The 24,917-nt window shown below is 73.0% G+C and carries 19 protein-coding genes; 7 read left to right on the forward strand and 12 right to left on the reverse strand.

Annotated features, from left to right (window positions below; genetic code table 11):
• Positions 1-53: 53 nt before the first annotated feature.
• Together DT057_RS08580 and hydA are read right to left on the reverse strand one after the other, a co-directional pair.
• A complete protein-coding gene (locus DT057_RS08580) occupies positions 54-497 on the reverse strand; it encodes a MarR family winged helix-turn-helix transcriptional regulator (RefSeq protein ID WP_128561669.1) in 444 nt (147 codons plus the stop codon).
• Between the two features lie 216 nt (positions 498-713).
• Positions 714-2,102, reverse strand: coding sequence for a dihydropyrimidinase (hydA, locus tag DT057_RS08585; RefSeq protein ID WP_128561670.1), 1,389 nt, complete (start codon positions 2,100-2,102; stop codon positions 714-716).
• 75 nt (positions 2,103-2,177) lie between these two features.
• On the opposite strand from hydA, the gene DT057_RS08590 reads away from it, so the two are divergent.
• Positions 2,178-2,831, forward strand: a complete 654-nt coding sequence (locus DT057_RS08590; protein ID WP_128561671.1) for an aspartate/glutamate racemase family protein — start codon at positions 2,178-2,180, stop codon at positions 2,829-2,831.
• Between the two features lie 5 nt (positions 2,832-2,836).
• Here DT057_RS08590 and DT057_RS08595 read toward each other — a convergent pair whose 3' ends face one another.
• The 9 genes from DT057_RS08595 to DT057_RS08635 all read right to left on the reverse strand — a co-directional run bounded on the left by DT057_RS08595 (position 2,837) and on the right by DT057_RS08635 (position 13,311).
• The gene (locus DT057_RS08595) at positions 2,837-3,763 is read right to left on the reverse strand and encodes an N-carbamoyl-D-amino-acid hydrolase (protein WP_128561672.1); all 927 of its coding nucleotides are present in this window, start codon (positions 3,761-3,763) and stop codon (positions 2,837-2,839) included.
• 139 nt (positions 3,764-3,902) lie between these two features.
• Positions 3,903-5,615 carry a nickel ABC transporter ATP-binding protein NikE gene (gene nikE, locus DT057_RS08600; protein ID WP_128561673.1) on the reverse strand — a complete coding sequence of 571 codons (1,713 nt, stop codon included), beginning with the start codon at positions 5,613-5,615 and terminating at the stop codon, positions 3,903-3,905.
• Positions 5,615-6,496, reverse strand: coding sequence for an ABC transporter permease (locus tag DT057_RS08605; protein WP_128561674.1), 882 nt, complete (start codon positions 6,494-6,496; stop codon positions 5,615-5,617). Before DT057_RS08605 ends, nikE begins: the two co-directional genes overlap by 1 nt.
• An 8-nt stretch (positions 6,497-6,504) precedes the next feature.
• Complete coding sequence (locus DT057_RS08610; RefSeq protein WP_128561675.1) at positions 6,505-7,536, reverse strand: ABC transporter permease; 1,032 nt, start codon at positions 7,534-7,536, stop codon at positions 6,505-6,507.
• Between the two features lie 4 nt (positions 7,537-7,540).
• The gene (locus DT057_RS08615; protein ID WP_407068127.1) at positions 7,541-9,160 is read right to left on the reverse strand and encodes an ABC transporter substrate-binding protein; all 1,620 of its coding nucleotides are present in this window, start codon (positions 9,158-9,160) and stop codon (positions 7,541-7,543) included.
• A gap of 107 nt (positions 9,161-9,267) precedes the next feature.
• Positions 9,268-9,987, reverse strand: a complete 720-nt coding sequence (gene msrA, locus DT057_RS08620; RefSeq protein ID WP_128561677.1) for a peptide-methionine (S)-S-oxide reductase MsrA — start codon at positions 9,985-9,987, stop codon at positions 9,268-9,270.
• Positions 9,988-10,085: 98 nt separating this feature from the next.
• On the reverse strand, positions 10,086-11,582 hold the full coding sequence (locus tag DT057_RS08625) for an NAD(P)-binding domain-containing protein (RefSeq protein WP_128561678.1): 1,497 nt from the start codon (positions 11,580-11,582) through the stop codon (positions 10,086-10,088).
• Entirely contained in the window at positions 11,579-12,340 is a 762-nt protein-coding gene (locus DT057_RS08630) for an SDR family oxidoreductase (RefSeq protein WP_128561679.1), read from the reverse strand. The genes DT057_RS08625 and DT057_RS08630 overlap by 4 nt, the downstream gene beginning before the upstream one ends.
• Entirely contained in the window at positions 12,337-13,311 is a 975-nt protein-coding gene (locus DT057_RS08635) for an NAD-dependent epimerase/dehydratase family protein (RefSeq protein WP_128561680.1), read from the reverse strand. Before DT057_RS08635 ends, DT057_RS08630 begins: the two co-directional genes overlap by 4 nt.
• Positions 13,312-13,591: 280 nt before the next feature.
• On the opposite strand from DT057_RS08635, the gene DT057_RS08640 reads away from it, so the two are divergent.
• The 3 genes from DT057_RS08640 to DT057_RS08650 all read left to right on the forward strand — a co-directional run bounded on the left by DT057_RS08640 (position 13,592) and on the right by DT057_RS08650 (position 20,754).
• Complete coding sequence (locus DT057_RS08640; RefSeq protein ID WP_128561681.1) at positions 13,592-15,094, forward strand: phosphomannomutase/phosphoglucomutase; 1,503 nt, start codon at positions 13,592-13,594, stop codon at positions 15,092-15,094.
• Between the two features lie 1,833 nt (positions 15,095-16,927).
• Entirely contained in the window at positions 16,928-19,192 is a 2,265-nt protein-coding gene (locus tag DT057_RS08645; protein ID WP_128561682.1) for a type I secretion system permease/ATPase, read from the forward strand.
• A complete protein-coding gene (locus DT057_RS08650) occupies positions 19,189-20,754 on the forward strand; it encodes an HlyD family type I secretion periplasmic adaptor subunit (protein WP_238313893.1) in 1,566 nt (521 codons plus the stop codon). Before DT057_RS08645 ends, DT057_RS08650 begins: the two co-directional genes overlap by 4 nt.
• A 119-nt stretch (positions 20,755-20,873) precedes the next feature.
• Here the strand turns inward: DT057_RS08650 and DT057_RS08655 are convergent, their stop codons facing one another.
• Positions 20,874-21,650, reverse strand: a complete 777-nt coding sequence (locus DT057_RS08655) for a GntR family transcriptional regulator (protein WP_128561683.1) — start codon at positions 21,648-21,650, stop codon at positions 20,874-20,876.
• Positions 21,651-21,944: 294 nt separating this feature from the next.
• Between DT057_RS08655 and DT057_RS08660 the strand changes: the two genes are divergently transcribed.
• The 3 genes from DT057_RS08660 to DT057_RS08670 are packed head-to-tail and all read left to right on the forward strand — an operon-like array spanning position 21,945 to position 24,888.
• Positions 21,945-23,138: a CaiB/BaiF CoA transferase family protein gene (locus tag DT057_RS08660; protein ID WP_128561684.1), complete on the forward strand. Its 1,194-nt coding sequence runs from the start codon at positions 21,945-21,947 to the stop codon at positions 23,136-23,138.
• A complete protein-coding gene (locus tag DT057_RS08665) occupies positions 23,135-24,262 on the forward strand; it encodes a CaiB/BaiF CoA transferase family protein (protein ID WP_128561685.1) in 1,128 nt (375 codons plus the stop codon). Before DT057_RS08660 ends, DT057_RS08665 begins: the two co-directional genes overlap by 4 nt.
• Positions 24,259-24,888, forward strand: coding sequence for an isochorismatase family protein (locus DT057_RS08670; RefSeq protein ID WP_128561686.1), 630 nt, complete (start codon positions 24,259-24,261; stop codon positions 24,886-24,888). Before DT057_RS08665 ends, DT057_RS08670 begins: the two co-directional genes overlap by 4 nt.
• Positions 24,889-24,917: the final 29 nt, after the last annotated feature.

The raw sequence follows: 24,917 nt of genomic DNA on the forward strand, positions 1-24,917 counted from the left end.
GGGCAGGCCGGCGCCCCGCCGGCCGTCCCGCCCCGGCGCCCGCGAGGGGGCCCTCAGGGAGAAGGCCGCGCCCGCCCGAGGCGCCCGAGGGCGCGCACCAGGGCCGGCTCCAGGGTGCCGAGCTCGTCGAGATGCGCCGCCGTCAGGTGCCGCAGCAGCGCCTCCGCCTTCCGGGTCAGGGCGAGCTCCATGCGGCGGCGGTCGCGGACGGCGGGCGTCTTGGTCATCAGGTCGGCCTGGACCATGCGGGTGACCAGCTCGGCCGCGGTGTGGGGGGCGACCAGGAGCTGGTCGGCCAGCACCCCGACCGTGGGCGGCTCCCCGCCGGCGTGGCCCGCCACCGCCAGGAGGGCCTGGTGCTGCTGGGGCGGCAGGCCCGCCTGCATCGCCGCCGCCTCGCTGGTGGCGAGGAAGCGCCGCAGCTGGTAGCGGAAGGCCGCGATGGCCGCGTACTGCTCCCGCGAGAGGCCGTCCTCCGGGGCCGGGTCGTGCTCCATGGCGCGCCTCCGTCAGCCAGCCCGGCGCGTCGCCCCTTGCTCGCCGCCGCGTGCGAAAGCCGGTGCCGGCCGCGACCTCGCCCGGCGGACCGCCGGGTCGCGGTTGTGCCCGATTGTTCCACCGGCGCTGCGCGCAGCGCAAGGCGCCGCGGCTCAGGAGGCGCCGCGGCTCAGGAGGCGCCGCGGCTCAGGAGGCGCCGCGCGCCCGGGACCGCCTCACCCCCGCGGGATCAGCCCGCCCGTGCCCGCCTCCGCGGTGACCCGGCCCTCCTCCACGATCACCCGGCCCCGGGACAGGACCGTCTCCGGCCAGCCCGTGAGGGTGCGGCCGACATAGGGCGTGAAGCCGGTGTTGTCGGCCACCATGGCGTCGCTGAGCGTCACGCGCCGGGCGGGGTCCCAGACGCAGAGGTCGGCGTCGCCCCCCAGGGCCACCGAGCCCTTGTCCCTGAGGCCGTAGAGCCGCGCCGGCGCCGTCGCGGTCAGGTCGACGAACTTGCGCAGGCCCAGGCGCCCGCCCGACACCATGGCGTCGAAGAGGAGCGGCAGGCGCATCTGCAGGCCCGGCATGCCGTTGGCGATCTGCTTGAAGGTCGGGTTCGCGCCGGCCGAGAGCTTGCCGGTCTCGTCGTAGCGGTAGGGCGCGTGGTCGGACGAGACGGTCTGGAGGTCGCCGAGGTCGAGGGCGCGCCACAGGGCCTCCTGGTCGCGGGCCTCGCGCAAGGGGGGCGAGCACATCCACTTCGCGCCCTCGGTGCCCGGCCGGTCGAGGTCGGACGCGGTGAGGAACAGGTATTGCGGGCAGGTCTCGGCCAGGATCCGGGCGCCCTCGCCGCGGGCCCGGCGCAGGATCGCCGCGCCCTCCTGCGTCGAGACGTGGAAGACCATCACGGGCTGGTCGAGGAAGAGCGAGAAGCGCACCACGCGCTCGAAGGCCTCGGTCTCCGACAGGCGGGGATGGCTCTCGGCGTGGTACTTCGGCGCGGTCTTGCCGGCGGCGAGCAGCCGCCGGCTCGCGAACGCGATGAGCCCGTGGTTCTCGGCGTGGACGCAGACGAGGGCCCCCTCGTCGCGGGCCACCGCCATGACGTCGAGCAGCGCCTCGTCGGCGAGGCGCAGGCGGTCGTAGGTCATGAAGGCCTTGAGCGAGGTGTGCCCGGCCCGCACCAGGGCCGGGATGTCGACCTTGAGGGCCTTCTCGGTCGCGTCCGCGATGATGAGGTGGAAGGCGTAGTCGACGACGGCGCCCCGGGCCGCGAGGGCCGCGTAATCCTCCACCACCCGGGCGAGGTCCATGCCGACGTGCTGGGCCGCGAAGGCGATGACGCTCGTGGTGCCGCCGAGGGCCGCCGAGCGGGTGGCGCTCTCCCAGGTGTCGGCGTTCATGAGGCCTGAGGCCGAGAGCTGCTCGATGTGGGCGTGGCTGTCGACGCCCCCCGGCAGCACCAGCTTGCCGGCGGCGTCGATCTCGCGCCGGCCCGGCGGCAGGCCGAGGCCGAGGGCCGCCACGCGCCCGTCCCGGATGCCGATATCGGCCCGGAACACGTCGCTCGCGGTGGCGGCGGTGCCGCCGCGGATCACGGTGTCGAAGGCAGGCTCAGTCATCGCAACGCTCCTCGTCCAGACCTCGCGCGCGCCCGAAACTTGCTAGGATCGGGCCTTGGCACACCCGGAGGTCCCATGCCGGCCGCGCGACGCATCCTCGTCATCAACCCCAATTCCAACGACGCGGTCACCCGTGGGCTGGAGGCCGCGCTGGCGCCCCTCGCCCGGCCGGACATCGCCATCGCGTGCCGCACCCTCGCGGAAGGCCCGTTCGGCATCGAGACCCAGGCCGACGTCGAGCGGGTGACGCTGCCGCTGCGCGACCTCGTGGTGCGCGAGGCCGCGGACGCCACCGTGATCGCCTGCTACTCCGATCCGGGCCTGCATGTCTGCCGCGAGGCGACCCCCCGGCCGGTCCTCGGCATCGCCGAGTGCGGCGTCCTGACCGCGCTCGCCCGCGCCGACCGGTTCGGGGTGATCGCGATCCGCGCCCGCTCGATCCCGCGCCACCTGCGCCAGCTCCGCCAGATGGCGGTGATCGACCGGCTCGCGGGCGAGCGGGCGCTCGAGATGTCGGTGGCCGAGACCGCGGGCGGGCGCGACACCCTCGCCCGGATGATCGCGGTCGGGCGCGACCTGCGGGACCGCGACGGGGCCGGCGCCGTCGTGATGGGCTGCGCCGGCATGGCGGCGCACCGGCGCGCCCTCGAGGACGAGCTCGGCGTGCCGGTGATCGACCCGACCCAGGCGGCGGTCGCGATGGCGCTCGGCCTCGTCGCCGTGGGCTGAGGGCCTCACTCCGGCAGCACGACGCCGGTCTGGCCGGTGATGCGGCCGTAATGCTCGACGCGGCGGTGGCGGGCGAAGTCGAAGATCGTCTCCTTGCCGAACCGGGTCTCGTCGAGGTCGCAGGGGTGGACGATGACGCCGTCCGCCTCGCCCTCGAGCTCGGCCGCGACGCTGCCGTTCGGGTCGACGATGAGCGTGCCGCCGGTGAGGTGGTGGCCGTCCTCGTCGCCGGCCTTGGCCACCGCCACCACCCAGGTGGCGTTCTGGTAGGCGCCGGCCTGGACCGAGAGGCGGTGGTGGAACAGGCGCTGCCCGAGCCCCTCCGCGCCGCGCTGCGCGTTCACGGACGGCGTGTTGAAGCCGAGCACCACCATCTCGACGCCCTGGAGGCCCATCACCCGGTAGGTCTCGGGCCAGCGCCGGTCGTTGCAGATGCACATGCCCAGGATGCCCCCGAGCATGCGCCAGACCGGGAAGCCGAGGTCGCCGGGCTCGAAGTAGCGCTTCTCCAGGTGCTGGTGGCTGCGCGCGTCGTCGTACTCCTCGTGCCCGGGCAGGTGGACCTTGCGGTACTTGCCGACGATGCGGCCGTCGCGGTCGACCAGGATCGAGGTGTTGAAGTGGCGCCCCTCCGGGGTGAGCTCGGCGTAGCCGAACGACATCGCCATCCGGTGCTCCCGGGCCCGGGCGAAGAGCGGCGCGGTCGCGGCGTTGGGCATCGCGGCCTCGAACCAGGGGTCGGCCTCGGCCCGGTCCGCGTGGTACCAGCGCGGGAAGAACGTCGTGAGGGCGAGCTCCGGGTAGACGACGAAGTCGGCGTCCTGGCGCTTGGCCTCGTCCATCAGGGCGATCATCCGGGCGACGACGCTGTCCCGGTCCTCGGCCTTCTGGATCGGCCCGAGCTGGGCGGCGGCGGTGCGGATCACGCGCATGGGAACTCCTGGGGCTGGGCCCGCGGGGTGGGTGAAGGGCGAGGGCGGCGCGCGCCGGGCCGCGCCGCGGGCGGGACCCCGGCCCGGGCGGCGGGCGCCGTCGGCCCCGGCCCGCGCGGGCCCGCGCGGGGGGGTGGTCTCACGCCACCGACCCCGCCCCGGCGACGGCCTCCCGCGGGACGCCCGGCCGGAAGTGCGGGATCGCGGCCAGGAGCTCGCGGGTGTAGGCGGTCCGGGGCGCGCGGAACAGCTCGGCGCTCGGGCCCGCCTCGACGACGCGGCCGCCCTGGAGCACGATGGTGCGCTCGCACATCATCCGCACCACGTTGAGGTCGTGGCTCACGAACAGGAAGGCGAGGCCGTCCTGCCGGCGCAGATCGTCGAGGAGGCGCAGCACGCCGGCCTGCACCGAGACGTCGAGGGCCGCGGTCGGCTCGTCGAGCACCAGGAGGCGGGGCCGCACCGCGATGGCCCGGGCGATGCCGACGCGGGCCTTCTGGCCGCCGGAGAGCTGGTGGGGGAAGCGCTCGAGGAGGCCGAGGCCGAGGCCGGCGCGCTCGGCGCTCTCGACCACCCGCCCGTGGAGCGCCGCCCCGCGCAGGTCCGTCAGGCGCCGCAGCGGGTGGGCGATGCTCTCGAAGGCGCTGAAGCGCGGGTTGAGGCTGTCGGTCGGGTCCTGGAAGACGATCTGGATCGCGCGGCGGTGGGGGGAGCGGTGGAAGTCCCGGGCCGGGATGCCGCCGATCGAGCCGCCCTCGAACAGGATCTCGCCGGCGCTGGCGTCGAGGAGGCGGCAGATCATCCGCGAGGTGGTGCTCTTGCCCGAGCCCGATTCGCCGACGAGGCCGAGGCTCTCGCCCTCCCGGAGGCTGAACGAGACGTCCTCCACCGCCACGGCGCCGGCGAAGCGCTTGCCCAGGCCCTGCACCTCGAGGAGGGGCGGCGTGCCGGGGGCGGGCCTGGGCCTGGGCGCCAGCGGCACCGCGCGCGGCGCCTCCGGCACCAGCGCGTCGAGCGTCGAGGTCGGGGTCGGCGAGGCGGCGACGAGGCGGCGGGTGTAGGGGTGGCGCGGCGCGGCGAAGAGCGCGTCGGGGGCGCCCTCCTCGACGAGGCGGCCCGCCTCCATCACGGCGATGCGGCCGCAATACTGCGCCGCCAGGCCGAGGTCGTGGGTGATCAGGATCATCGCCATGCCGCGCTCGGCGATCAGGCGCGCGACGAGGTCCATCACGGTCTTCTGCGTGGTGACGTCGAGGCCCGTCGTCGGCTCGTCGGCGATCAGGAGCGCCGGCGCGCCGGCGAGCGCGAGCGCGATCATCACCCGCTGGCACATGCCGCCCGAGAGCTCGTGCGGGTAGGCGTCGAGGCGCCGGACGGCGTCGCGGATGCGCACCGCCTCCAGGCTCTCGAGGGCGCGCCGGCGCGCCGCCGCGCCCGAGAGGCCGCCCGCCCGCAGCACGTCGGCGAGCTGGCGCCCGACGGTGCGGATCGGGTTGAGGGCCGCGCGCGGGTTCTGGAAGATCATGCCGATCGCCGCCCCGTGCGCCGCCCGCAGGTCGGCCGCCGAGAGGCGCGTGACGTCGCCGCCGCGGAAGCGGATGCGGCCCCCGGCGATGCGCCCGGCCCGGTCGAGGAGGCGGGCCGCCGCGAAGGCCGTCACCGACTTGCCCGAGCCCGATTCGCCGACGAGGCCGAGGGTCTCGCCCGGCGCGACCGCCAGGGTGACGCCCCGCAGGGCCTCGACCGGGCCCTGGCGGGTCGCGAAGGTGACCCGCAGGTCGTCGAGGGCGAGCAGGGGCGCCGCCAGGGGAGGCGTCGGGAGGAGTGGCGTCGGGAGGGGAGGCGCCGGCATCAGGTGCGCATCCGCGGGTCGAGGATGTCGCGCAGGCCGTCGCCCAGCAGGTTGAAGCAGAGCACCGCCAGCATCAGGGCGAGGCCCGGGAAGGCGACGAGCCACCACTTGCCGGTGGTGATGAAGCGCGCGCCCTCCGCGACGAGGATGCCCCATTCGGGCGTGGGCGGCCGCACCCCGAGGCCGATGAAGGACAGGCCGGCGGCGTTGAGGATGGCCCAGCCGAGGTTGAGCGAGATCTGCACCGCCATGGCGGGCAGCACGTTGGGCAGGAGGAAGCGCAGCACCACCCCGACATGGCCCTCGCCCCCGGCCCTGGCCGCCTCGACGTAGCCGGCGTCGCGGCGCACGTTGACCTCCGCCCGGGCGAAGCGGACGTAGAACGGCAGGTTGATGATCGCGGTCGCCACCACGATGTTCTCGACCCGGTTGCCGAGGGCCGCGACGAGCGCCATCGCCAGGACGAAGAGCGGGAAGGCCATCAGCACGTCGACCACGCGCCCGACCACCCGGTCGAGCCGGCCGCCGGCGTAGCCGCAGAGCGCCCCGACCACCGCGCCGGCCGCGAAGGACAGGCCGACGGCCGAGAGCGCGATGGCGAGGTCGAGGCGCGTCGCCGCGATGATCCGGCTCAGCACGTCGCGGCCGAGCTGGTCGGTTCCGGCCCAGTGGGCGGCGCTCGGCGCCTGGAGCGCCACCGAGACGTCGGAGGCGACCGGGTCGTAGGGGACGAGCCAGGGGCTGAGAAGCGCGACGAGGCAGAGCCCCGCCGCCCCCGCGGCGGCGAGCGCCGTGACGGGGTTGTGGCGCAGGACGAAGGCGGCGTGCCGCAGGGTGCTCGGCCGGGCGGGCCGCGCGAGGGGCTGGCTCAGCACGTTCATGGGGCGCCTCACTCGACCGAGATGCGCGGGTCGGCCAGCCCGTAGAGCACGTCGACCGTGAGGTTCACGAGCACGAACAGGCTCGCCATCAGGAGCACGAAGCCCTGCACCGGCGCGTAGTCGGAGGACAAGAGCGCGTCGAGCGCGTAGGAGGCGACGCCCGGCCAGGAGAACACCTTCTCCACCAGCACGTTGGCGCCCAGCATGGTGGAGAACACGATGCCCGCGATGGTGAGCACCGGCAGGATCGCGTTGCGCAGCGCGTAGGTGACGACGATCCGGCGCCGGGGCAGGCCGAGGGAGCGGGCGGTGCGGACGAAGTCGGCGCCGAGCACCGCCAGCATCGAGGCGCGGGTGATGCGCGCCAGCGGCGCGAGCACGAACAGCGCCATGGTGAGGGCCGGCAGCACGAGCTGGCCGGCGGCGGTGCGCCAGCCCTCGAGGTCGCCCACGAGGAGGAAGTCGACGAGGTAGAAGCCCGTGATGTCGGGCGGGCTCGAGGCGAAGACGTCGATGCGCCCGGTCGGGTCGGGGGCGAGGCCGAGCAGGTAGTAGAAGACGTAGATCAGGAGCAGACCCGACACGAAGGTCGGCACGCAGACCCCGAGGGCGCACAGGAAGCGCACGGCGTGGTCGACCGCCGAGCCGGGCCGCAGGGCCGCGGCGATCCCGAGGGGGAGCGCGAGGGCGAGCGCGAGCACGAGGGCCGTGACGGTGAGCTCCAGAGAGGCCGGCAGGCGCTGGCGGAGGTCGGCGAGCACCGGCTGGCCGGTGGTCATCGAGCGTCCGAGGTTGCCGGTCGCGACGTCGCCGAGGTAGCGCACGAGCTGCTCGGGCACCGGCCGGTCGAGGCCCATCTGGTGGCGGATGGCCTCGATCTCGGCCTGGCCGGCATTCGGCCCCGAGGCGAAGAACACCGCGGGATCGCCCGGCAGCACCCGCATCAGCAGGAAGGTGAGGACGAGGACGCCAAGGAGCGCCGGGAGCGACGACAGGAGGCGCCGCCCGGCGCGCCGGGCGATGCCCGAGACCGCGCTCATCCGGCTACTTGCGCGACAGGTCGCGATAATCGACCTGCCGGTGGAACTGGTAGGTGTAGCCCTCGACGGACGGGGCCATCACGGCGTCCTGGTTCGGCTGCCAGATCGGGATCTGCGGCATCAGGGCGAGGTGGCGCAGGTTCAGGGCCCGGGCGTCCTCGTCGTACTTGGCGGCGTCACGCTCGAAGCGGGCCTTGTTGGCCAGCTCGTTGATCACCGGGTCGTCGACCGAGCTGTAGTTCCAGCGCTGGTTGCCGGTGTAGAAGTTGCGGTAGAAGTAGTCCGGCGAGGGCAGCCAGGCGACGATGCCCTCGGTGAAGAACGGCAGCTTCTTCTCGCTGATCTGGGTCGACATCTGCGCGTCGGGCAGCTTCTGGATCTCGACCTTGACGCCGATCTTCTCCAGCGACTCGCGGATCAGCGCCGCCATGGGCTCGGCGGTGGCGGCCTGGCCGAGGTTGAAGCTGAAGGTGGTGGAGAACCCGTCCGGCAGCCCGGCCGCCGCGAGGAGCGTCCTCGCCTTGTCGAGGTCGAGCGTCACCGGCTGGGGCACCGGGAACACGGGCTTGGGGTCGCCCTCGCCCCAGGTGGCGCCGAACAGGGGCTTGCCGCGGCCGAACAGGGCCGCCTTGAACATCGCGTCGTAGGGCAGGGCGGACGCGACGGCCTGGCGCACCTCCAGCTTGTCGAAGGGCGGCAGGCGGGTGTTGAAGGAGATCAGCGTCAGCGCGTTGAACTGCGGCGTCGCGATCACCTTGAGCTTGCCGCGTTCCTTGAGGGCCTGGGCGTCGTTCGCCTGGAGGTCGATGACGATGTCGGCGTCGCCCTTCTCCACGAGGTTGGCGCGGGTCGCCGGGTCGGGGATGGTCTGGGCGATGATGCGCTTGAAGCCGGCGGGCTTGTCCGGCGCCGCCCCGGTCCAGGCCTCGCTGCGCCGGAGCACGACCTGCTCGCCGGGCTTGAACACGTCGACGCTGTAGGCCCCGCTGCCCACGGCGTGGTCCTTGAGCCAGCCCTGCGCCCAGGGGTCCTCGGGCGTGGCGTGGGCCTTGGCGGCCCGGGCGTTGATGATGATGGCGTAGACGGTCGCGAGGTTCGGCAGCGCCAGCCGGTCGGGCTTCGGCAGGGTGACCTGGAAGGTGCGGGGATCGACGACCTTGAACTGGTCGGGGCTGGTGAGCGAGCCCGTGAGGAGCTGGGGCGCGGCGAGCGACTTCGCCGACACCGCCCGGTCGAGGGACCACTTCACGTCCTCGGCGGTGACCGGGGTGCCGTCCTGGAACTTCGCGTCGGGGCGCAGGACGAACGTGAGGGTGAGGCCGTCCGGGCTGACCTCGTAGCGCTCGGCGAGCTCGCCGCGCACGCTGTCGAGGTCGAACACGAAGCTGTCGCCGAGCTTCTTGCGGCCGAAGGTGACGAGCCGGTCGTAGGTGCTGAGGCTGATGGCGAAGGCCTCGCGGGTGGTGCCCGGCATCGTCGGGTCGAGGGTGTTGACCGCCGCGCCGGTGACGTAGCGCAGCGTCTCCGCCCGGCTCTGGGCCCGGGCCGCGCCCACCGTGCCGAGGCTGGCCGCGAGGAGCGCCGCCGCCGCGAGGCCGCGGGCCTGTATGCTGGTCTTCGTCACGCCGATCCCTTCCTGCGTGTGATCGCGCCGGAGATCAAGCAAATCACATTCCAGGGGCGATGGGGAGGGCGGCCCGCGGCCCCGCCCCCCGGCCGGCGCGCGCGCCATCAGGCCGGCGGGCGGCCGACGAGGACGGGGGCCGGCGCCGCGTACTCGGGAAAGAGGCGCGCGAGGTCGCGCACCTTTCCGGCATCGTTCGCCACGATGTAGGGGTGTGTCGGATGCAGGGCCATGTAGTCCTGGTGGTAATCCTCGGCCGGGTAGAAGGCGGCGGCCGGCTCGATCCGCGTGGCGATGGGCCGGGCGTAGGTCCCGGCCGCGTCGAGCTGCCCGATATAGGCCCGGGCGACGCGCGCCTGCTCGTCGTCCAGGGGGAACAGGGCCGAGCGGTATTGCGGCCCCGCGTCCGGCCCCTGCCGGTCCACCTGCGTCGGGTCGAGGGCGACCGAGAAGAAGATCCGCAGGAGCTCGTCGTAGCGGATCACCGCCGGGTCGTAGGTGACGCGCACGGCCTCCGCGTGGGCCGTGCGCCCCGACGAGACCGCGCGGTAATCGGCGCTCGCGCGGTCGCCGCCGGCGTAGCCCGAGACCGCCTGGCGCACGCCGCGCACGTGCTGGAACACGCCCTGCACCCCCCAGAAGCAGCCGCCCGCCAGGACGGCGGTTCGGAGGCCCGCCTCGCCGCGGGCCGGGACGATGGCCTCCGGCAGGCGGCGGCCCGCCTCCCCGGCGCTGACGAGGCCGCCCGCGGCGGCAAGGCCGAGCCCCCCGGCGAGGGCGAGGGCGGCGAGGGCGGGGAGCGGGGCGGGGCGTCGGGCGCGCGGCATGGCGGTCCTCTCATGGGGCGGGGGATCGGGCGGGGGCGCCGGCGCGGCGCGGGCTTCCCCGCCGCGGGCCGGATTCTTCGCCGCGGGAGGCCGCGCGGTTACGGCTCCGCGCGGGCCCCGTGCCGGCCGGGGCTCGGCGCCGGGCCCGCCTCGGGCGCGCCGAGGGGGTCGCGGGGGTCGGGCCGGCGGCCCTGGAGCACCGCCTGCGGCACGTCGTAGGCCCGGAAATCCGCCCAGTGGCGGTCGAGGTCGGCGACGAACAGCCCGCGGGTGAGGCCCGCCACCAGCCGCGGCACCGCGGTCGTCATGGCGTTGATCGAGGAGCCCGAGGGGCCGTGGCTCATGGTCGAGGCGATGCCGAACAGGTGGATGTCGGCGAGGTAGGGGGTGCGCCCCGGCTCGCGCTCCACGAAGGCGTAGTCGTCGGCGAGGTAGGGGTAGGCGGCGAGGCGCGGGTCCCGCTCCTCCTCCGGCGGGTCGTAGCGGTCGCCCCAGGTCGCGATGTTGTGCGCGAAGGCCGCGAGCTCGGGCCGGGCCGCGAAGTCGATCTCGATGCCGGTCGCCGCGATGACGAAGTCGACCGCGAGCCGGCCCCGCGGCGTCGCGAGCACGACCGCGTCGTCCGCCAGGGCGGCCGACAGGACCGGCGCCCCGGGCTCGAAGCGGAAGCGCGGGTGGTGCGCGCAGCGGTCCCAGGTCGCCTGCGGGAAGCCCTCGCGCATCCGCAGGATCGCGCTCATGAAGCGCCAGCGCCAGGCGTCGTCGAGGTCGCCGAGGTGGCGCAGGAAGCCCGCGAAGGTGAGCCAGCGGTAGGGCTGGATCACCTGCGGCTCGGGCCGCCGGCAGAGCAGGTGGACGCTCGCCGCCCCCGCCTCGAGGGCCGTGGCGGCGTTGTCGAAGGCCGAGGCGCCCGCCCCCACCACGGCGACGCGCCGGCCCGCCAGCCCCGCGAAGTCGATGGGCTCCGACGCCTGGGCGCGCCGCGCCTCCGGCAGGCCGGCGAGCGCGGGCGGCAGCGACCAGCGCCCGGCCCCCTCCTGGCCGGTGGCGAGCACGACCTTGCGGGCGTGCCACACCCGGCCGTCCGCCGCCGTCACGGCGAGGAGGCCGCCGGCGGGCGCGATCCCGGACACCGCGGCGCCGTTCTCCACCGGCACGCCGGTCACCTCGCGCACGAAGGCGAGGTAGGCGGCCCAGTCCTCCCGGGCGATCAGGCCGAGGTCGGCCCAGCTCGCCGCCCCGTACCGCGCCTCGTGCCAGGACTGGTAGGTGAGGCTCGGCAGGCCGAGGTCGGGACCCGTGAAATCCTTGGGGCTGCGCAGGGTGCGCATCCGGGCGTAGGTGAGCCAGGGCCCCTCGCGCCCGGGCCCGGCCCGGTCGAGGACCAGGATGTTCGTCACCTGCGCGCGCAGGAGCCCGAACGCCACCGCGAGGCCCGACTGCCCGGCCCCGACCACGATCACGTCGCGGGCGGGCGCGCCGTCCGGCCCGGCCCGGGGGGCGAGCCAGGGCGCGCGCGGGTGGGCGGTGCGGGCGAGGTCGTCGCGGATCCGGGCCGCGAGGGCGTCGAGGCGCGGGCGGCAGGCCTCGCTCATGCGGCGAGCCAGCCGCCGTCGACCGGGATCGCCGCCCCGGTGGTGAAGGAGGAGGCGTCGCCGGCCAGGAACAGGGCCGCGCGGGCCACCTCCTCGGCCCGGCCGAAGCGCCCGAGGGGGTGGCGGGCCCGCGAGGCCTCCCGGACGGCGTCCGGGTCGGCGGCCCGGCGGAAGCTGCGCGCCAGCATCGGCGTCTCGATGGCGCCCGGCACGAGGGCGTTGACCCGGATGCGGTCGCCCGCGAGGTCGAGCGCCATGGTGCGGGTCAGGCTCAGGATCGCGCCCTTGGCGGCGATGTAGGCGCTGTTGCCCCGCCCGCCCGCCAGGGCGAGCTGGGAGGCGAGCGTCACGATGGCGCCGCCGCCCCGCGCCCGCATGCTCGGGATCACGGCCCGCGCCCAGAGCCAGGTGCCGCCGACGTTGGTGCGGAAGACCGCGTCCCAGTCGGCCGGGTCGGTGGTCTCGACGGTGCCCCCGCAGGAGAAGCCGGCCGCCGCCACCAGGACGTCGATCCCGCCCCACTGCGCGGCGACCGCCGCCGCGTCGGCGAGCGAGGCCGCCGGATCGCCGACGTCGGAGGCGCGGGCGAGCGCCGTGCCGCCGGCCGAGGCGATCGCGGCCGCGCTCGCCTGCGCGGCGTCCCGGTCGCGGTCGATCACCGCCACCCGGGCGCCCGCCTCCGCGAGGAGCCGGGCGGTCGCCGCCCCGATGCCGGAGCCGCCGCCGGTGACGACGGCGATTCTGCCTTCCAGGGTCACGCGGCACGCTCCTGTACGCCGTGATGCCAGGCCACGAGGTGGTCGAGGGAGGAGGCCGGGCCGTGCGCCGCCTGCCAGCCGAACTCGTCGCGCATCCGCGCGACCGCGAGGGGCGCCCGGTCGGCGTCTCCGTGGAGCGCGATGGTCGGGGCCTCGCCGGGCTGCGCGAGGCGGCAGACGAAGCCGGGCCTCGCCCGCATGAGGCGCTCGCCCCAGGCGAGCACCGGCCAGGCCTCCGGGGCGGAGACGTTGTAGAGGCGGTGCGCCGGGCGCGGCGCCGCGATCAGCCGCGCCACCGCCTCGGCGGCGTCGGGCGCGTAGAGCCAGTCGCGCAGGCCCGGCCGCGGCAGCAGGGCGGCCTCGCCCCGCGCCATGGCGGCCCAGATCTGCGCCTGCGGGCTCAGGGTGTCGCGCCAGCCCGTGTCGCGCTCGAAGGGCCCGAACACGGCGCTGAGCCGGGCGCTGACCCCGTCGAGCCCCCAGTGCGCGCACAGCCGCGCCACCACCTTCTCGGCCGCGAACTTCGTCACCGCGTAGAGGCTCTCGGGCTCGGGTGCCAGCGTCTCGGCGAGGCGGTCGGCCCGGGCGGCGCCGTAGACGGCCGCCGAGGAGAGGTTGACCACGCGGCGCACGCCCGCCCGCCGGCAGGCCTCCAGCGCCGGCACCACGGCGTCGAGGTTGACGGCCAGGATGCCCCCGGGGGCCGCCGCCTCGCGGGCCGCGTCCGCCGTGACGGCGGCGGCCAGCACCACGGCGTCGGTGCCGGGGCCGATCGCCTCGGCGACCGCCCGCGGATCGGTGACGTCGCCCGTCCGCACCTCGAGCGCCCCGGGCGGCGCCGCGAGGGCGCGCAGGAGCGCGGGCGGAGGGGCGGCGCGGTCGAGGAGCCGCACGGCGCCGCCCCGGGCGAGCAGCGCCCGGGCGAGGTTGAGCCCGACGAAGCCCGCACCCCCCAGGACCACGACGGTCATGCCGGCCCCCCCGGCGGCAGGGCGGGCGGGCGCGGTCCGGTCCGTGTCGGCACTCTGTCACCCTCGTCGTCTCGGGGCCGGCGCCGATGCAGGATGCGGGCCGGCCCGGCCTTCCGGGGGCGGCCCCCGGGCCGGGCGGGCCCCGGCGGCGGCCTGAATAACACGGGCGACCGCCCGCGGGACGCCCCCGCGGCGCCGGCACCCGGCCGGGCCGGTTTTGGCTCGGCTGCGGGGATCTGCTAGAGACGCAACCCATCCGAGCATTCCCCGAGGGCCGTCGATGTTTCCGAAGCCGCACCCGTCGCTGACCCCGAACACCTTCGCGTTCGAGGCCCTGCCTCTGGTCGCACCCACGGGCTTTCGCGAGTACGACGCCCGCTGGCTCTTCCCCAAGGACCTGAACCTGATGGGGGTCCAGGCCCTCGGCCTCGGCCTCGGCACCCTGATCCACGAGCGCGGCGTGCGGCCCGACATCGTCACGGGCCACGACTTCCGGGCCTACTCCGCCGCGATCAAGCTCGCGCTGGTGGCCGGCATGCAGGCGGCCGGCCTGCGCGTGAAGGACATCGGGCTCTGCCTCTCGCCGATGGCCTATTTCGGCCAGTTCGCCCTCGACTGCCCCTGCGTCGCCATGGTGACGGCCTCCCACAACGACAACGGCTGGACCGGCGTCAAGATGGGCGCCGAGCGCCCGATGACGTTCGGCCCCGACGAGATGAGCCGCCTCAAGGAGATCGTGCTCTCGGGCGCGTTCCAGTACCGCAGCGGCGGCGCCTACGAGTTCGTCGAGGGCTTCCCCAAGGTCTACCTCGACGACCTCCTGGCCCGGGCCAGGCCGCTCACGCGCAAGATCAAGGTGGTGGCGGCCTGCGGCAACGGCACGGCGGGCGCCTTCGCGCCGGGCCTGCTCGAGGCCCTCGGCTGCGAGGTGGTGCCCCTCGACGTCGAGGCGGACGCCACCTTCCCGCGCTACAACCCCAACCCCGAGGACATGGCGATGCTGCACGCCATCGCCGACACGGTGCGGGAGACCGGCGCCGACCTCGGCCTCGGCTTCGACGGCGACGGCGACCGCTGCGGCGTGGTGGACGAGAAGGGCCACGAGATCTTCGCCGACAAGGTCGGGGTCATGCTGGCCCGCGACCTCTCGCTCCAGCACCCCGGGGCGCGCTTCGTCGTGGACGTCAAGTCGACCGGCCTGTTCGCCACCGACCCGGAGCTGCGCGGGCGCGGGGTCGTGACCGACTACTGGAAGACGGGCCACTCCTACATCAAGCGCCGCGTCAACGAGCTCAACGCCCTGGCGGGCTTCGAGAAGTCCGGCCACTTCTTCTTCAACGAGCCGGTGGGCCGGGGCTACGACGACGGCCTGCTCACGGCCATCGCGGTCCTGGAGATGCTCGACCGCAACCCCGGCCGCAGCCTGTCCGACCTCTACGCGGCGCTCCCCAAGACCTGGGGCTCGCCGACGATGTCGCCGCACTGCGCCGACGAGGTGAAGTACGGCGTGGTCGAGACCGTGACGGCGCGGCTGCGCGCCATGCAGGCGGCGGGCGAGCCCGTGGCCGGCGAGGCGATCACCGACCTCGTGACGGTGAACGGCGTGCGGGTGATGACGCAGGACGGCACCTGGGGCCTGGTGCGGGCCTCCTCCAACAAGCCGGAGCTGGTGGTGGTGGTCGAGAGCCCGGTCTCCGAGGCGCGCCTCAAGGCGATGTTCCACGGTCTCGACGCGATCCTGCGCGAGAACCCGCAGGTCGGCGCCTACAACCAGACGATCTGAGGTTCTGGTACGCGCAAGAGAGTTTTTTGGTATCTGGGGTCCTTGATTTATGCTCCGATAATCTGCGGGACCCACAGATCAATCATTGTTTCGTCGCGAGCAGCGGCGAAGGCTGGATATCTGGTATGCGGCTGGCGTCGGCTCTGCGTAGATCACAAACGGACGGACGCCCGGTTTTTCCGCTGATGGAGGCCGCCTTCCTAGTTCAGGTTTCGTGGCTCGCACGCGGATGGAAAATAGCAGCGGTGCATGGAGTGCCCTGACTGTCGGCGAGAGTATGGGACTGCCGGGGTTCTTCAGTGATTACGCAGTGCCTGCCACATGGGATAATGCTTCAGGATGGCACTGATTTCCGCTACGTATTGCCGCATCAGTAGGGTTTGATCAAATTTTGATACAGGAAGTTGCATTAAACAAAAACAACAACTTGATCGTTCAGATCGGAATTGTTTGACAGCATCTGATGCTTGTTGTAATTAATTGTATCAACATCCATTTTTTAATAGATAAAGAATGTGGCATTCCGTTCAACATTCTCGTTATCGAAGTACACCTCACGATAATGTGCTACATGAGACGAAATTTATCATAGTATTAATTCTAACGATATCATCATCCTATATCATTGCAACCGGGTTCTCAGTTCTAACGTGGGCGTCGCTTTCATATCTATCGATTGATGGACAAAATACTTCTGCCGTTTACAGGTTTCATTCTGGGATCTGGATATGGACATGGATAACAAGTTCGTTATTTTTCGCTCCTCTGCCGATATTTTGGTTTTTCATATTCATTTTGTTTAGGTTTGTCTCCAAAACGAATTATCTTGTTCTAACTGTATTTGGTTTTTTAGCGTCTGTCATTGCTGTTGTTCTAGTAACAGCGTACAAATTCATAAGCAGTACCACATTGTTTATTCAAAGTTACAAAACATTGATTGGCGTAGGATTCTTATTGATCGCCATTATCATTGGATTATCGACGTTTTTTTGGGTCTTCTATTTTTTTTACAAAGAGCATATCGCGTTAAAATGACCAGATAAACTAGCGCTTGATATTCAGCCGGGGTGATGAGCATGGCGATCTCGCGAAAGAGGGACGCGGTCTACGTCCTCGCAGCCGTCGTGCTCACGACAGTGAGTGTTCCAAGTAAGGCCGTTGCGGATATGCTGTGTGGCAGGCAATTCGATTCATTGGAGAAACTAGGTGTAAGTCTGATGTTGGAAACAAGAAATCAGCCAGTCGCAGATGATGCTATGGCAGTGATCTATTTGGACAAACAGAGATTGGCTTCATACATATTCACAAGGCGTGCGAATCCTGCGCATCCCGCCGTCGCGTGCCAGATCCCCGAGCCCGTCGGTGATGGATACAAGATGCGCGTGGAGGTTCGATGTGCGGCTGCGAAGTCGGCCTGTGATGCTTTCGTCGAGCGCCTCGCAAAACCAAGGAACGGCTGATCGCGCCGCGGCGTGCCATGGTAAACGCACTGCATCCGCCTCCTGCCGGCACTGGGCCTTGCCTGTTCCGCGCGTGGCGGGGCGGTGTGGTCACATGATGGCCACAGGACGATGATATCGGGCGGTGGCCGACCGGCTGACGGGCTGGGTCGTCGATGCACCCGCGCGCGCCGTGCTAAAGGAAGCGCGTGCCCAGGCGTCTTCGCTGCGTCGGCTGGCGGGCGCGGCATGCGTCGCGGGTTCGATGTGATACACATCACGGACGCCGAGGCCTCCCCGTCGCTTCATGTCGTCGCTTCCACGAATGGATGAGCCGTCGGCCCCTTGACCGAGCCGCGGTCTGCGAGAGGGTGGGATCGTGAGGGAGACGCGGATGTCGGGAGAAGCACCGGTGCCGGCGGGCGGCCGCCCCCCTGCGGATCGGCCGCCGGCCGGCCCGCCCCCGGGCGGCCCGCCGCCGGGCCAGGGTGCCGGCCCCGAGGCCGGCCTGCCCGGCGCCCGGCCCGATCCCGGCTTCAGCGCCCTCGCCCTCGTCGCCTCCTTCCACCAGGTCGCCTGCGAGCCGGCCCAGCTGCGCCACGAGCTCGGCCTCGGCGTTCAGCCCGCGGGCGTCGTCGACCTGGTCCGCGCCGCCCGCAAGGTCGGCCTCAAGGCCCGCCTGCTCCAGGCCCAGAAGCCCGAGCGCCTCGACACCATCCCGCTCCCCGCCATCCTGGAGATGGACGACGGGCGCTTCCTCGTCCTCGGCCGCCGCCTCGACGACGGCAAGCTGCGCGTCGTCGACGCCGCCGCCCGGTCGGCCGAGCACCTGCCCGCCGCCGAGGTCGCGGCCCGCTGGACCGGCGCCATCGTGCTCGTCGCCCGGCGCGCCAGCCTCCAGAAGGTCATCCACGATTTCGGCCTGACCTGGTTCGCGCCCTCGATCTGGCGCTACCGCCGGCCCCTCGCCACGGTCCTGGTCGCCTCGTTCTTCATCCAGGTCTGCGCCCTCATCACGCCGATCTTCTTCCAGATCACGATCGACAAGGTCCTGGTCCACCGCGGCTACTCCACCCTCACCCTGGTGGCGGTCGGCCTCGTGGTGCTCGGCCTGTTCCACGTCGTGCTCCAGTACCTGCGCGGCTACATCCTCACCCACACCACGAGCCGCATCGACGTCGAGCTCGGCGCGCGCCTGTTCGACCACCTCATGCGGCTGCCGCTCGGCTACTTCGAGACCCGGCCCGCCGGCCAGACCGTGGCCCGGGTGCGCGAGCTCGAGACCGTGCGCAGCTTCCTCACCGGCCAGGCCCTGACCTCGGCCATCGACATCCCGTTCACGCTCCTCTTCGTCGCCATCCTGTTCCTGTACTCGCCCGTCCTGGCGCTCATCGTCACGCTGTCGATCCCGTGCTACATCCTGGTGGCGGTGCTGCTGCGCCCGATCCTGCGCGAGAAGACGCTGGAGCGCTTCAACCGCTCGGCCCTCTCCAACCAGTTCCTGATCGAGTCGGTGGTGGGCATCCACACCATCAAGGCGCTCGCCGTCGAGCCGACCCTCAAGAACCAGTGGGAGGAGCGGCTGGCCGCCTACGTCAAGACCTCGTTCGTCACGGGTCTGCTCGCCAGCCTGGGCCAGAACGCGATCCAGTACATCAACAAGGTCACGACCGCCCTGGTGCTGTTCTTCGGCGCCTACGCGGTCATGAACGGCGAGATGACGGTCGGCAGCCTGATCGCCTTCAACATGATCATGGGCCAGGTCACCGGCCCGATCCTGCGCCTGTCCCAGCTCTGGCAGGACTTCCAGCAGGTCAAGGTGTCCATCGAGCGCCTCGGCGACGTGCTCAACTGCCCGCCCGAGACCCGCTCCATGGCCCAGGCCCACCTGCCCCCCGCCAAGGGCCAGGTCTCGGTGCGCACGCTCTCGTTCCGCTACCAGCCCGGCACCCCGGAGGTGCTGCGCGACATCTCCCTCGAGATCCCGGCCGGCCAGGTCATCGGCATCGTCGGGCCCTCCGGCTCGGGCAAGTCGACCTTCACCAAGCTGCTCCAGCGCCTCTACGTGCCCGAGAAGGGCCAGGTGCTGGTCGACGGCGTCGACATCGCCCAGGTCGACCCGGCCTGGCTGCGGCGCCAGATCGGCGTCGTGCTGCAGGAGAACCTGCTCTTCAACAAGACGGTGTTCGAGAACATCGCGCTCGCCAATCCGGGGCTCTCGCGCGCCCAGGTGATGCAGGTGGCGCGGCTCTCGGGCGCCGACGAGTTCATCAACCGGCTCCCGCTCGGCTACGACACCCCGATCGAGGAGCGCGGCGCCAACCTGTCGGGCGGCCAGCGCCAGCGGCTCGCCATCGCGCGGGCGCTGGCCACCAACCCGCGCATCCTGATCCTCGACGAGGCGACCTCGGCGCTCGACTACGAGAGCGAGCGCATCATCCAGGACAACATGAAGCACATCGTGCGCGGCCGCACCGTGGTGATCATCGCCCACCGGCTCGCGGCGGTGCGGCTGTGCGACCGCATCATCGCGCTCCAGGACGGGCGCATCATCGAGGACGGCACGCACCGCGAGCTCCTGGAGCGGCCCGCCTCGCTCTACGGCCGGCTCTGGCGCATGCAGTCCGACCACGGATCCGAGCAGGGAGAGGCCGCGTGAGCCAGGCCCCGGACACCCAACCCGCCGCGCCCGTGCCGGCCAAGCCCGTGCCGGCCAAGCCCGGCCTGCCGGCCCGTGCGCCGCGCGCCGGCCTGCCGGGCGCCGCCGCCTCGCGCGCCCTGAGCCCCCGCGCGTTCACCGAGCGGGTCCGGCGCATCGCCGACGACCGGGAGGACCAGGAGTTCCTGCCCGCCCACCTCGAGATCCTGGACACGCCGGCCTCGCCCTACGCGGTCCTGTTCACCTGGACGATCTGCCTGATGTTCGCCGGCGCGCTCCTGTGGAGCTGCCTTGCCAGGCTCGACATCCACGCCGTCGCCTCCGGGCGCATCCAGCCGAGCGGGCGCTCGAAGGTCGTCCAGCCCTACGACACCGGCAAGGTGCAGGCGGTCCTCGTGGAGAACGGCACCCGCGTGAAGGCGGGCGACCTCCTGGTGGCCATGGAGCCGACCGAGGCCGACGCGGACCTCGCCGCCCGCAGCGGCGACCTCGCCGCGCTCGAGGCCCAGATCGCCCGGCGCCGCGCCACCATCGCGGCGCTCGAGGCCAACACCCCGAAGCTCCGGCCGGTGTTCCCGCCCGACATCCCGCCGGCGGTCCAGGCCCGCGAGGAGGCCGCCATGGCGGCCGAGATCAGCCAGTACGTGACGACCCGGGAGGCGTTCCAGGCCCAGCTCGCCGAGAAGGAGGCGACGCAGCAGCGCTTCGCGGCCAGCATCGAGGCGCGCGAGCGCCTGCGGGCGGTGCTCAAGGAGCGGGCCGACATGCGCGAGACCCTGGTGGCGAAGGCCGCCGGCACGCGGGCGGCGGTGATCGACGCGGTGCAGCAGGTCGAGCAGGTGGCGGCCGACCTCGCCTACGACCGCGGCCAGCTGATCGAGGCGCGGGCGGGGGCGCGGTCCCTGGAGCGGCGCATCGAGCAGCTGACGAGCGAGACGGTGGCGCGTCAGCACCAGTCCCTCACCGAGGCGGCCCAGAAGCGCGACGCCCTGCGCCAGGACGTGGTCAAGGCCCAGCTCAAGCAGGCGCGCATGGCCCTGACGGCGCCGATCGCCGGCACCGTGCAGCAGCTCGCCGTGACGACGTTGGGCCAGGTCGTGACGGCGGGCCAGCCGCTGATGATCGTGGTGCCCTCCGACGGCCCGATCGAGGTCGAGGCGCAGGTGCAGAACAAGGACATCGGCTTCGTGATCCCGGGGCAGGAGGCGGTGGTGAAGATCGACGCCTTCCCGTTCACCCGCTACGGCACGATCGAGGGCACGGTCCTGCGGGTGTCGCGCGACGCGGTGGACGACAGGGACGCGAGCGGGTCGAGCGACGCGCTGTCGGTGGCGCGGGGCCAGGGGCTCTCGCCGGTGAGCGGCATGCCGCGGACGCAGAACCTGATCTTCCCGGTGACGATCGCCCTCTCGCGCAGCAGCATCGCGGCCGACGGCCAGACCGTGGCGCTGACGCCCGGCATGACCGCGACGGTGGAGATCCGCACCGGCAGCCGGCGGGTGATCGACTACGTGCTCTCCCCGGTCCGCGAGACCACCGCCACGGCCGGGCACGAGCGCTGAGGACCCGGGGCGCGCCGGTCCCCGCGCGGCGGCGGCCCGGCCCGCCGGGGCGCCGCGGCCAGGGAGGGCGCCGCAACCGGGGCGCCGGCCCGCGGCGCGGGCGGGCGGGCGGGGCCGCCTCACGCGCCGGCGTAGCGCTCGTCCAGGCTCAGGCGCGTGCTGTAGGTGAAGCCCTCCGCCGCGTGCCAGTTGACGGAGGCCACCATGGGGACGCCGCTGGCGTCGAGGTAGCGCCGCACGAAGCGCAGGGCCGGCTGCCCGGCCGGGACGGCGAGCCGCTTGGCCACCGGCCGCGGCATCAGGTGGGCCGTGACGTCCTGCGTCGCGCCGACGATCCGCTCGCCGGAGCGCGCCTCCACGAGGGCGTAGATCGGGCCGCCGAAGGTCCCCGCCGCCTCGAGGGCCTCCCGGAACCGCATGTGCACGAAGACGGTGGTGACGCAGATCCGCGCCGTCTCGCCGGCGTCCCAGCGGACGCCGTCGATCCGCATCCAGGTCGATCCGGGGGCGGCCGGGACGAGGTCCGCGTCGGCCTGCGCCAGGGCGACGGGCTCCAGCCGGTCGATGCGCAGGATCGTGTCGCGGGCGTACTGCGTCAGCTCCTGCAGCGAGCGCATCGACTGGACGTAGGCGCTGCGCGGCGACGCCGACACGACCTGCGTGCCCGAGCCCTGGCGCCGCGCCACGAGGCCGAGGTCGCTCAGCTCCTTCAGGGCGGCCCGCACCGTGTGACGGCCCACCGCGAAGTGGCGGCAGAGCTCCATCTCGGTCGGCAGCGGCGAGCCGACGGGGTAGCGCTGCTGCGCGATCGCGCTCCTGAGCGCGTGGGCGACCCGGGCCGACCGCCTCTCGGCCGTCGGGGGCGGGACGGGAACGGGCGGGGCGAGGGCGGTCATCGCGGCGGGGGCCGAGTCTCCGGGTGCCGAAGGGTCGGAATTTGTCCGAACACCTTCGCGTCGGGATGGGGCCGGGATCCTACGGCCCGCACGCCGTCCCTGGCAAGCCGGGCCCCGCGCCCGGTCGCGAAAACGAGCCGGGCCCCTGCGCCCGCTCGCGGAAAGGCGATTGACAGCCCCGCGAACCGGTGCGACTTTGTCCGGACAAAGAGCCGACAGGGAGGGTGACGTGCCAGATACGTCCGGACAAATCGTCCACGGTGCGGCGGCCTTCACGCGCCGGGCGAGCAGGTCATGAGCCTCCTCGACGGCCTCAGGGTGCTCACCTTCGAGCAGTTCGGCGCCGGGCCCTACGGCTCCATGTTCCTGGCCGACCTCGGGGCGGAGGTGATCAAGGTCGAGAACGCCGCGACCGGCGGCGATGCCTCCCGCCACATGGGCCCGCACCTCCTTGGCGAGAACGACAGCCAGTACTTCCAGACCTTCAACCTCAACAAGAAGAGCGTCGCCCTCGACGTCAAGACGCCGGAGGGCCGGGCCGCCCTGCTGCGGCTCGCGGGCAGCGCGGACGCCGTGCTCAACAACCTGCGCGGCGACCAGCCCGAGAAGCTCGGGATCGACTACGCCGGCCTGCGGGCCGCCAACCCCCGGATCGTCTGCCTCCACATCTCGGCCTACGGCCGCGACAACGGCCGCAAGAGCTGGCCGGGCTACGACTTCCTGATGCAGGCCGAGGCCGGCCTGATGAGCCTGACCGGGGAGCCGGACGGGCCGCCCTCGCGCATGGGCGTGTCGATGATCGACTTCATGACCGGCATGACCGGCGTCACGGGCCTGCTCGCGGCGGTGATCCGGGCGCGGGCGACCGGGCAGGGCTGCGACGTCGACACCAGCCTGTTCGACGTCGCCCTGCACCAGCTCACCTATCCGGGCACCTGGCACCTCAACGAGGGCGAGGTCGCCTCCCGGCTGCCGCGGGGGGCCCACCTCGCCCGCACGCCGGTCCAGACCCTGCGCACCGCCGACGGCTGGATCTTCGTCGGCTGCATGATGGACAAGTTCTGGGACGCGCTCCTCGACGGGCTCGGCCGCCCGGACCTCGCGGCCGACCCCCGCTTCGCGACCGCGGCCGCCCGGCGCGACCACCGGGACGCGCTGACGGCTCTGCTCGACGAGGCCTTCGCGGCCAAGCCGACCGCGGCCTGGCTCGCGATCCTGGCGGGCCGGCTCCCCGTCGCGCCGGTCCACGACGTGGCGCAGGCGCTCGCCAACCCGTTCGTGGCGGAGGTCGGGATGATCGCCCGCGTGCCCCACCCGGCGCGGCCGGACCTGCGGCTGCTCGCCAACCCCCTCAAGATCGACGGCCGGCGCCCCGGGCAGGCGGCCTGCAGCGCCCTCGGCGCCGATGGCGGCCTCCTCGCCGAGGCCGCGCCCGCGGCTGCGCCCGCTCCCGCTCCCGCTCCCGCGCCGGCGGAGCGCGTCGCATGAAGCTCGAGGGGCTCAAGGTCGTCGACCTCTCGGTGTTCCTGCCCGGGCCGTACCTCACCATGGTGCTGGCCGATCACGGCGCCGAGGTGATCAAGGTCGAGCCCCCGGGGGAGGGCGATCCGGGGCGCCAGATCGGCCCGGCGGACGGGCCCTCGACGGTGTTCTTCCGCAACGTCAACCGCGGCAAGCGCAGCGTCGTCCTCGACCTCAAGACCGAGGCCGGCCGCGCGGCGCTGCTCGCGCTCTGCGACGAGGCCGACGTGTTCGTCGAGACGTTCCGGCCCGGCGTGGCGGCGCGCCTCGGCTTCGACGACCCGACCCTGCGCGGGCGCAACCCGCGCCTCGTCTACTGCTCGATCAGCGCCTTCGGCCAGACCGGCCCCTACGCGGCGCGCCCGGCCCACGACCTCGCCGCCGAGGCGCTCGCCGGGGCGGTCGGCCTCACCCTCGGGCGCGACGACGCGCCCGCGATCCCGGGCATCCCGGCGGCCGACATGCTGGCCTCGCTCCACGCCCTGTCGGGGGTGCTGATGGCGCTCCTGCGCCGGCACCAGACCGGCCGGGGCGACTACATCGACGCCGCGATGCACGAGAGCGTGCTCGCCTCCATGCCGAACGTCCTCGGGCCCGCCCTCGCCGAGGGGCGCCAGCCCGTGCCCAAGCACGAGCGGAGCATGGGCGGCTCGGCCTTCTACCAGATCTACGGGACCGCCGACGGCCGCCACGTCGTGCTCGGCGGCCAGGAGATCAAGTTCGTCCGCACCCTGCTCGGCCGGCTCGACCGGCTCGACCTCCTGCCCCTCTGCGAGGCGGGGCCCGGGCCCCACCAGGCGCCCCTCGTCGCGTTCCTGCGGGACGTGTTCCGGGAGCGCAGCCAGGCCGAGTGGATCGCGTGGTTCGCGCCCCTCGACGTCTGCTTCGCGCCGGTCAAGACCCTGCCGGAGGCGCTCGGCGACGAGCACGCCCTGGCCCGCGGCATGATCCTCACCGACGAGGCCGGCCGCCGCCACGTCGCGCCGGCGATCCGCTTCCGCGACGAGCCGCCCGAGCCCCGCCTGCGGGAGCCCGCCCTCGGCGAGCACACGCGGGCGGTCCTGGCGGAGCGGGGAGGGCGGGCGCGATGAGCGACCGCTTCGACGCCGCGGGCTACGGCGCGATCCCGGTCGGCTTCGGCGACAGCCCGGCCGTGCTCGTGGTCGACTTCCAGCGCGCCTTCACGGACCCGAGCCTCCCGGCGGGCGGCTCGCCCCACATCCACGCGGCGGTCCGGCGCACCGCGACGCTGCTCGCGGCCGCCCGGCGCGCCGGGATCCTCGTCGTCTCCTGCCGCACGGCCTGGTGCGGCGCGCGCGACGTGATCCCCTGGAAGACCGCCGCGGTGCGCACGGGCCTGTTCCACGGCGATCCCGGCACCGAGCTCGACCCGCGGATCCACGATCCCGCCTACGACGTCACCCTGGTCAAGGCCGGGCCGTCGATCTTCTTCGGGACGCCCGTCGCCGCGATCCTGCAGCGCAACCGGGTCGACACGGTGGTGGTCGCGGGCTGCACCACCTCGGGCTGCGTGCGCGCCTCGATCATCGACGCCTTCTCGCACGGCTTGCGCACCATCGTGCCGGCCGATTGCTGCGGCGACATGGAGCCCGGGCCGCACGAGGCGAACCTCCTCGACGTCGGCCGGCGCTACGCCGACGTGGTCGACGCCGAGGCCTGCATGGCGCGCTTCGCCGCGTCCGGGCGGATTCCGTGACCCCGCCCGGGCAGCGCCCGCCGCGGACG

The organism is Methylobacterium crusticola, from assembly GCF_003574465.1.
In the GTDB taxonomy this organism is placed as follows: Bacteria; Pseudomonadota; Alphaproteobacteria; order Rhizobiales; family Beijerinckiaceae; genus Methylobacterium; species Methylobacterium crusticola.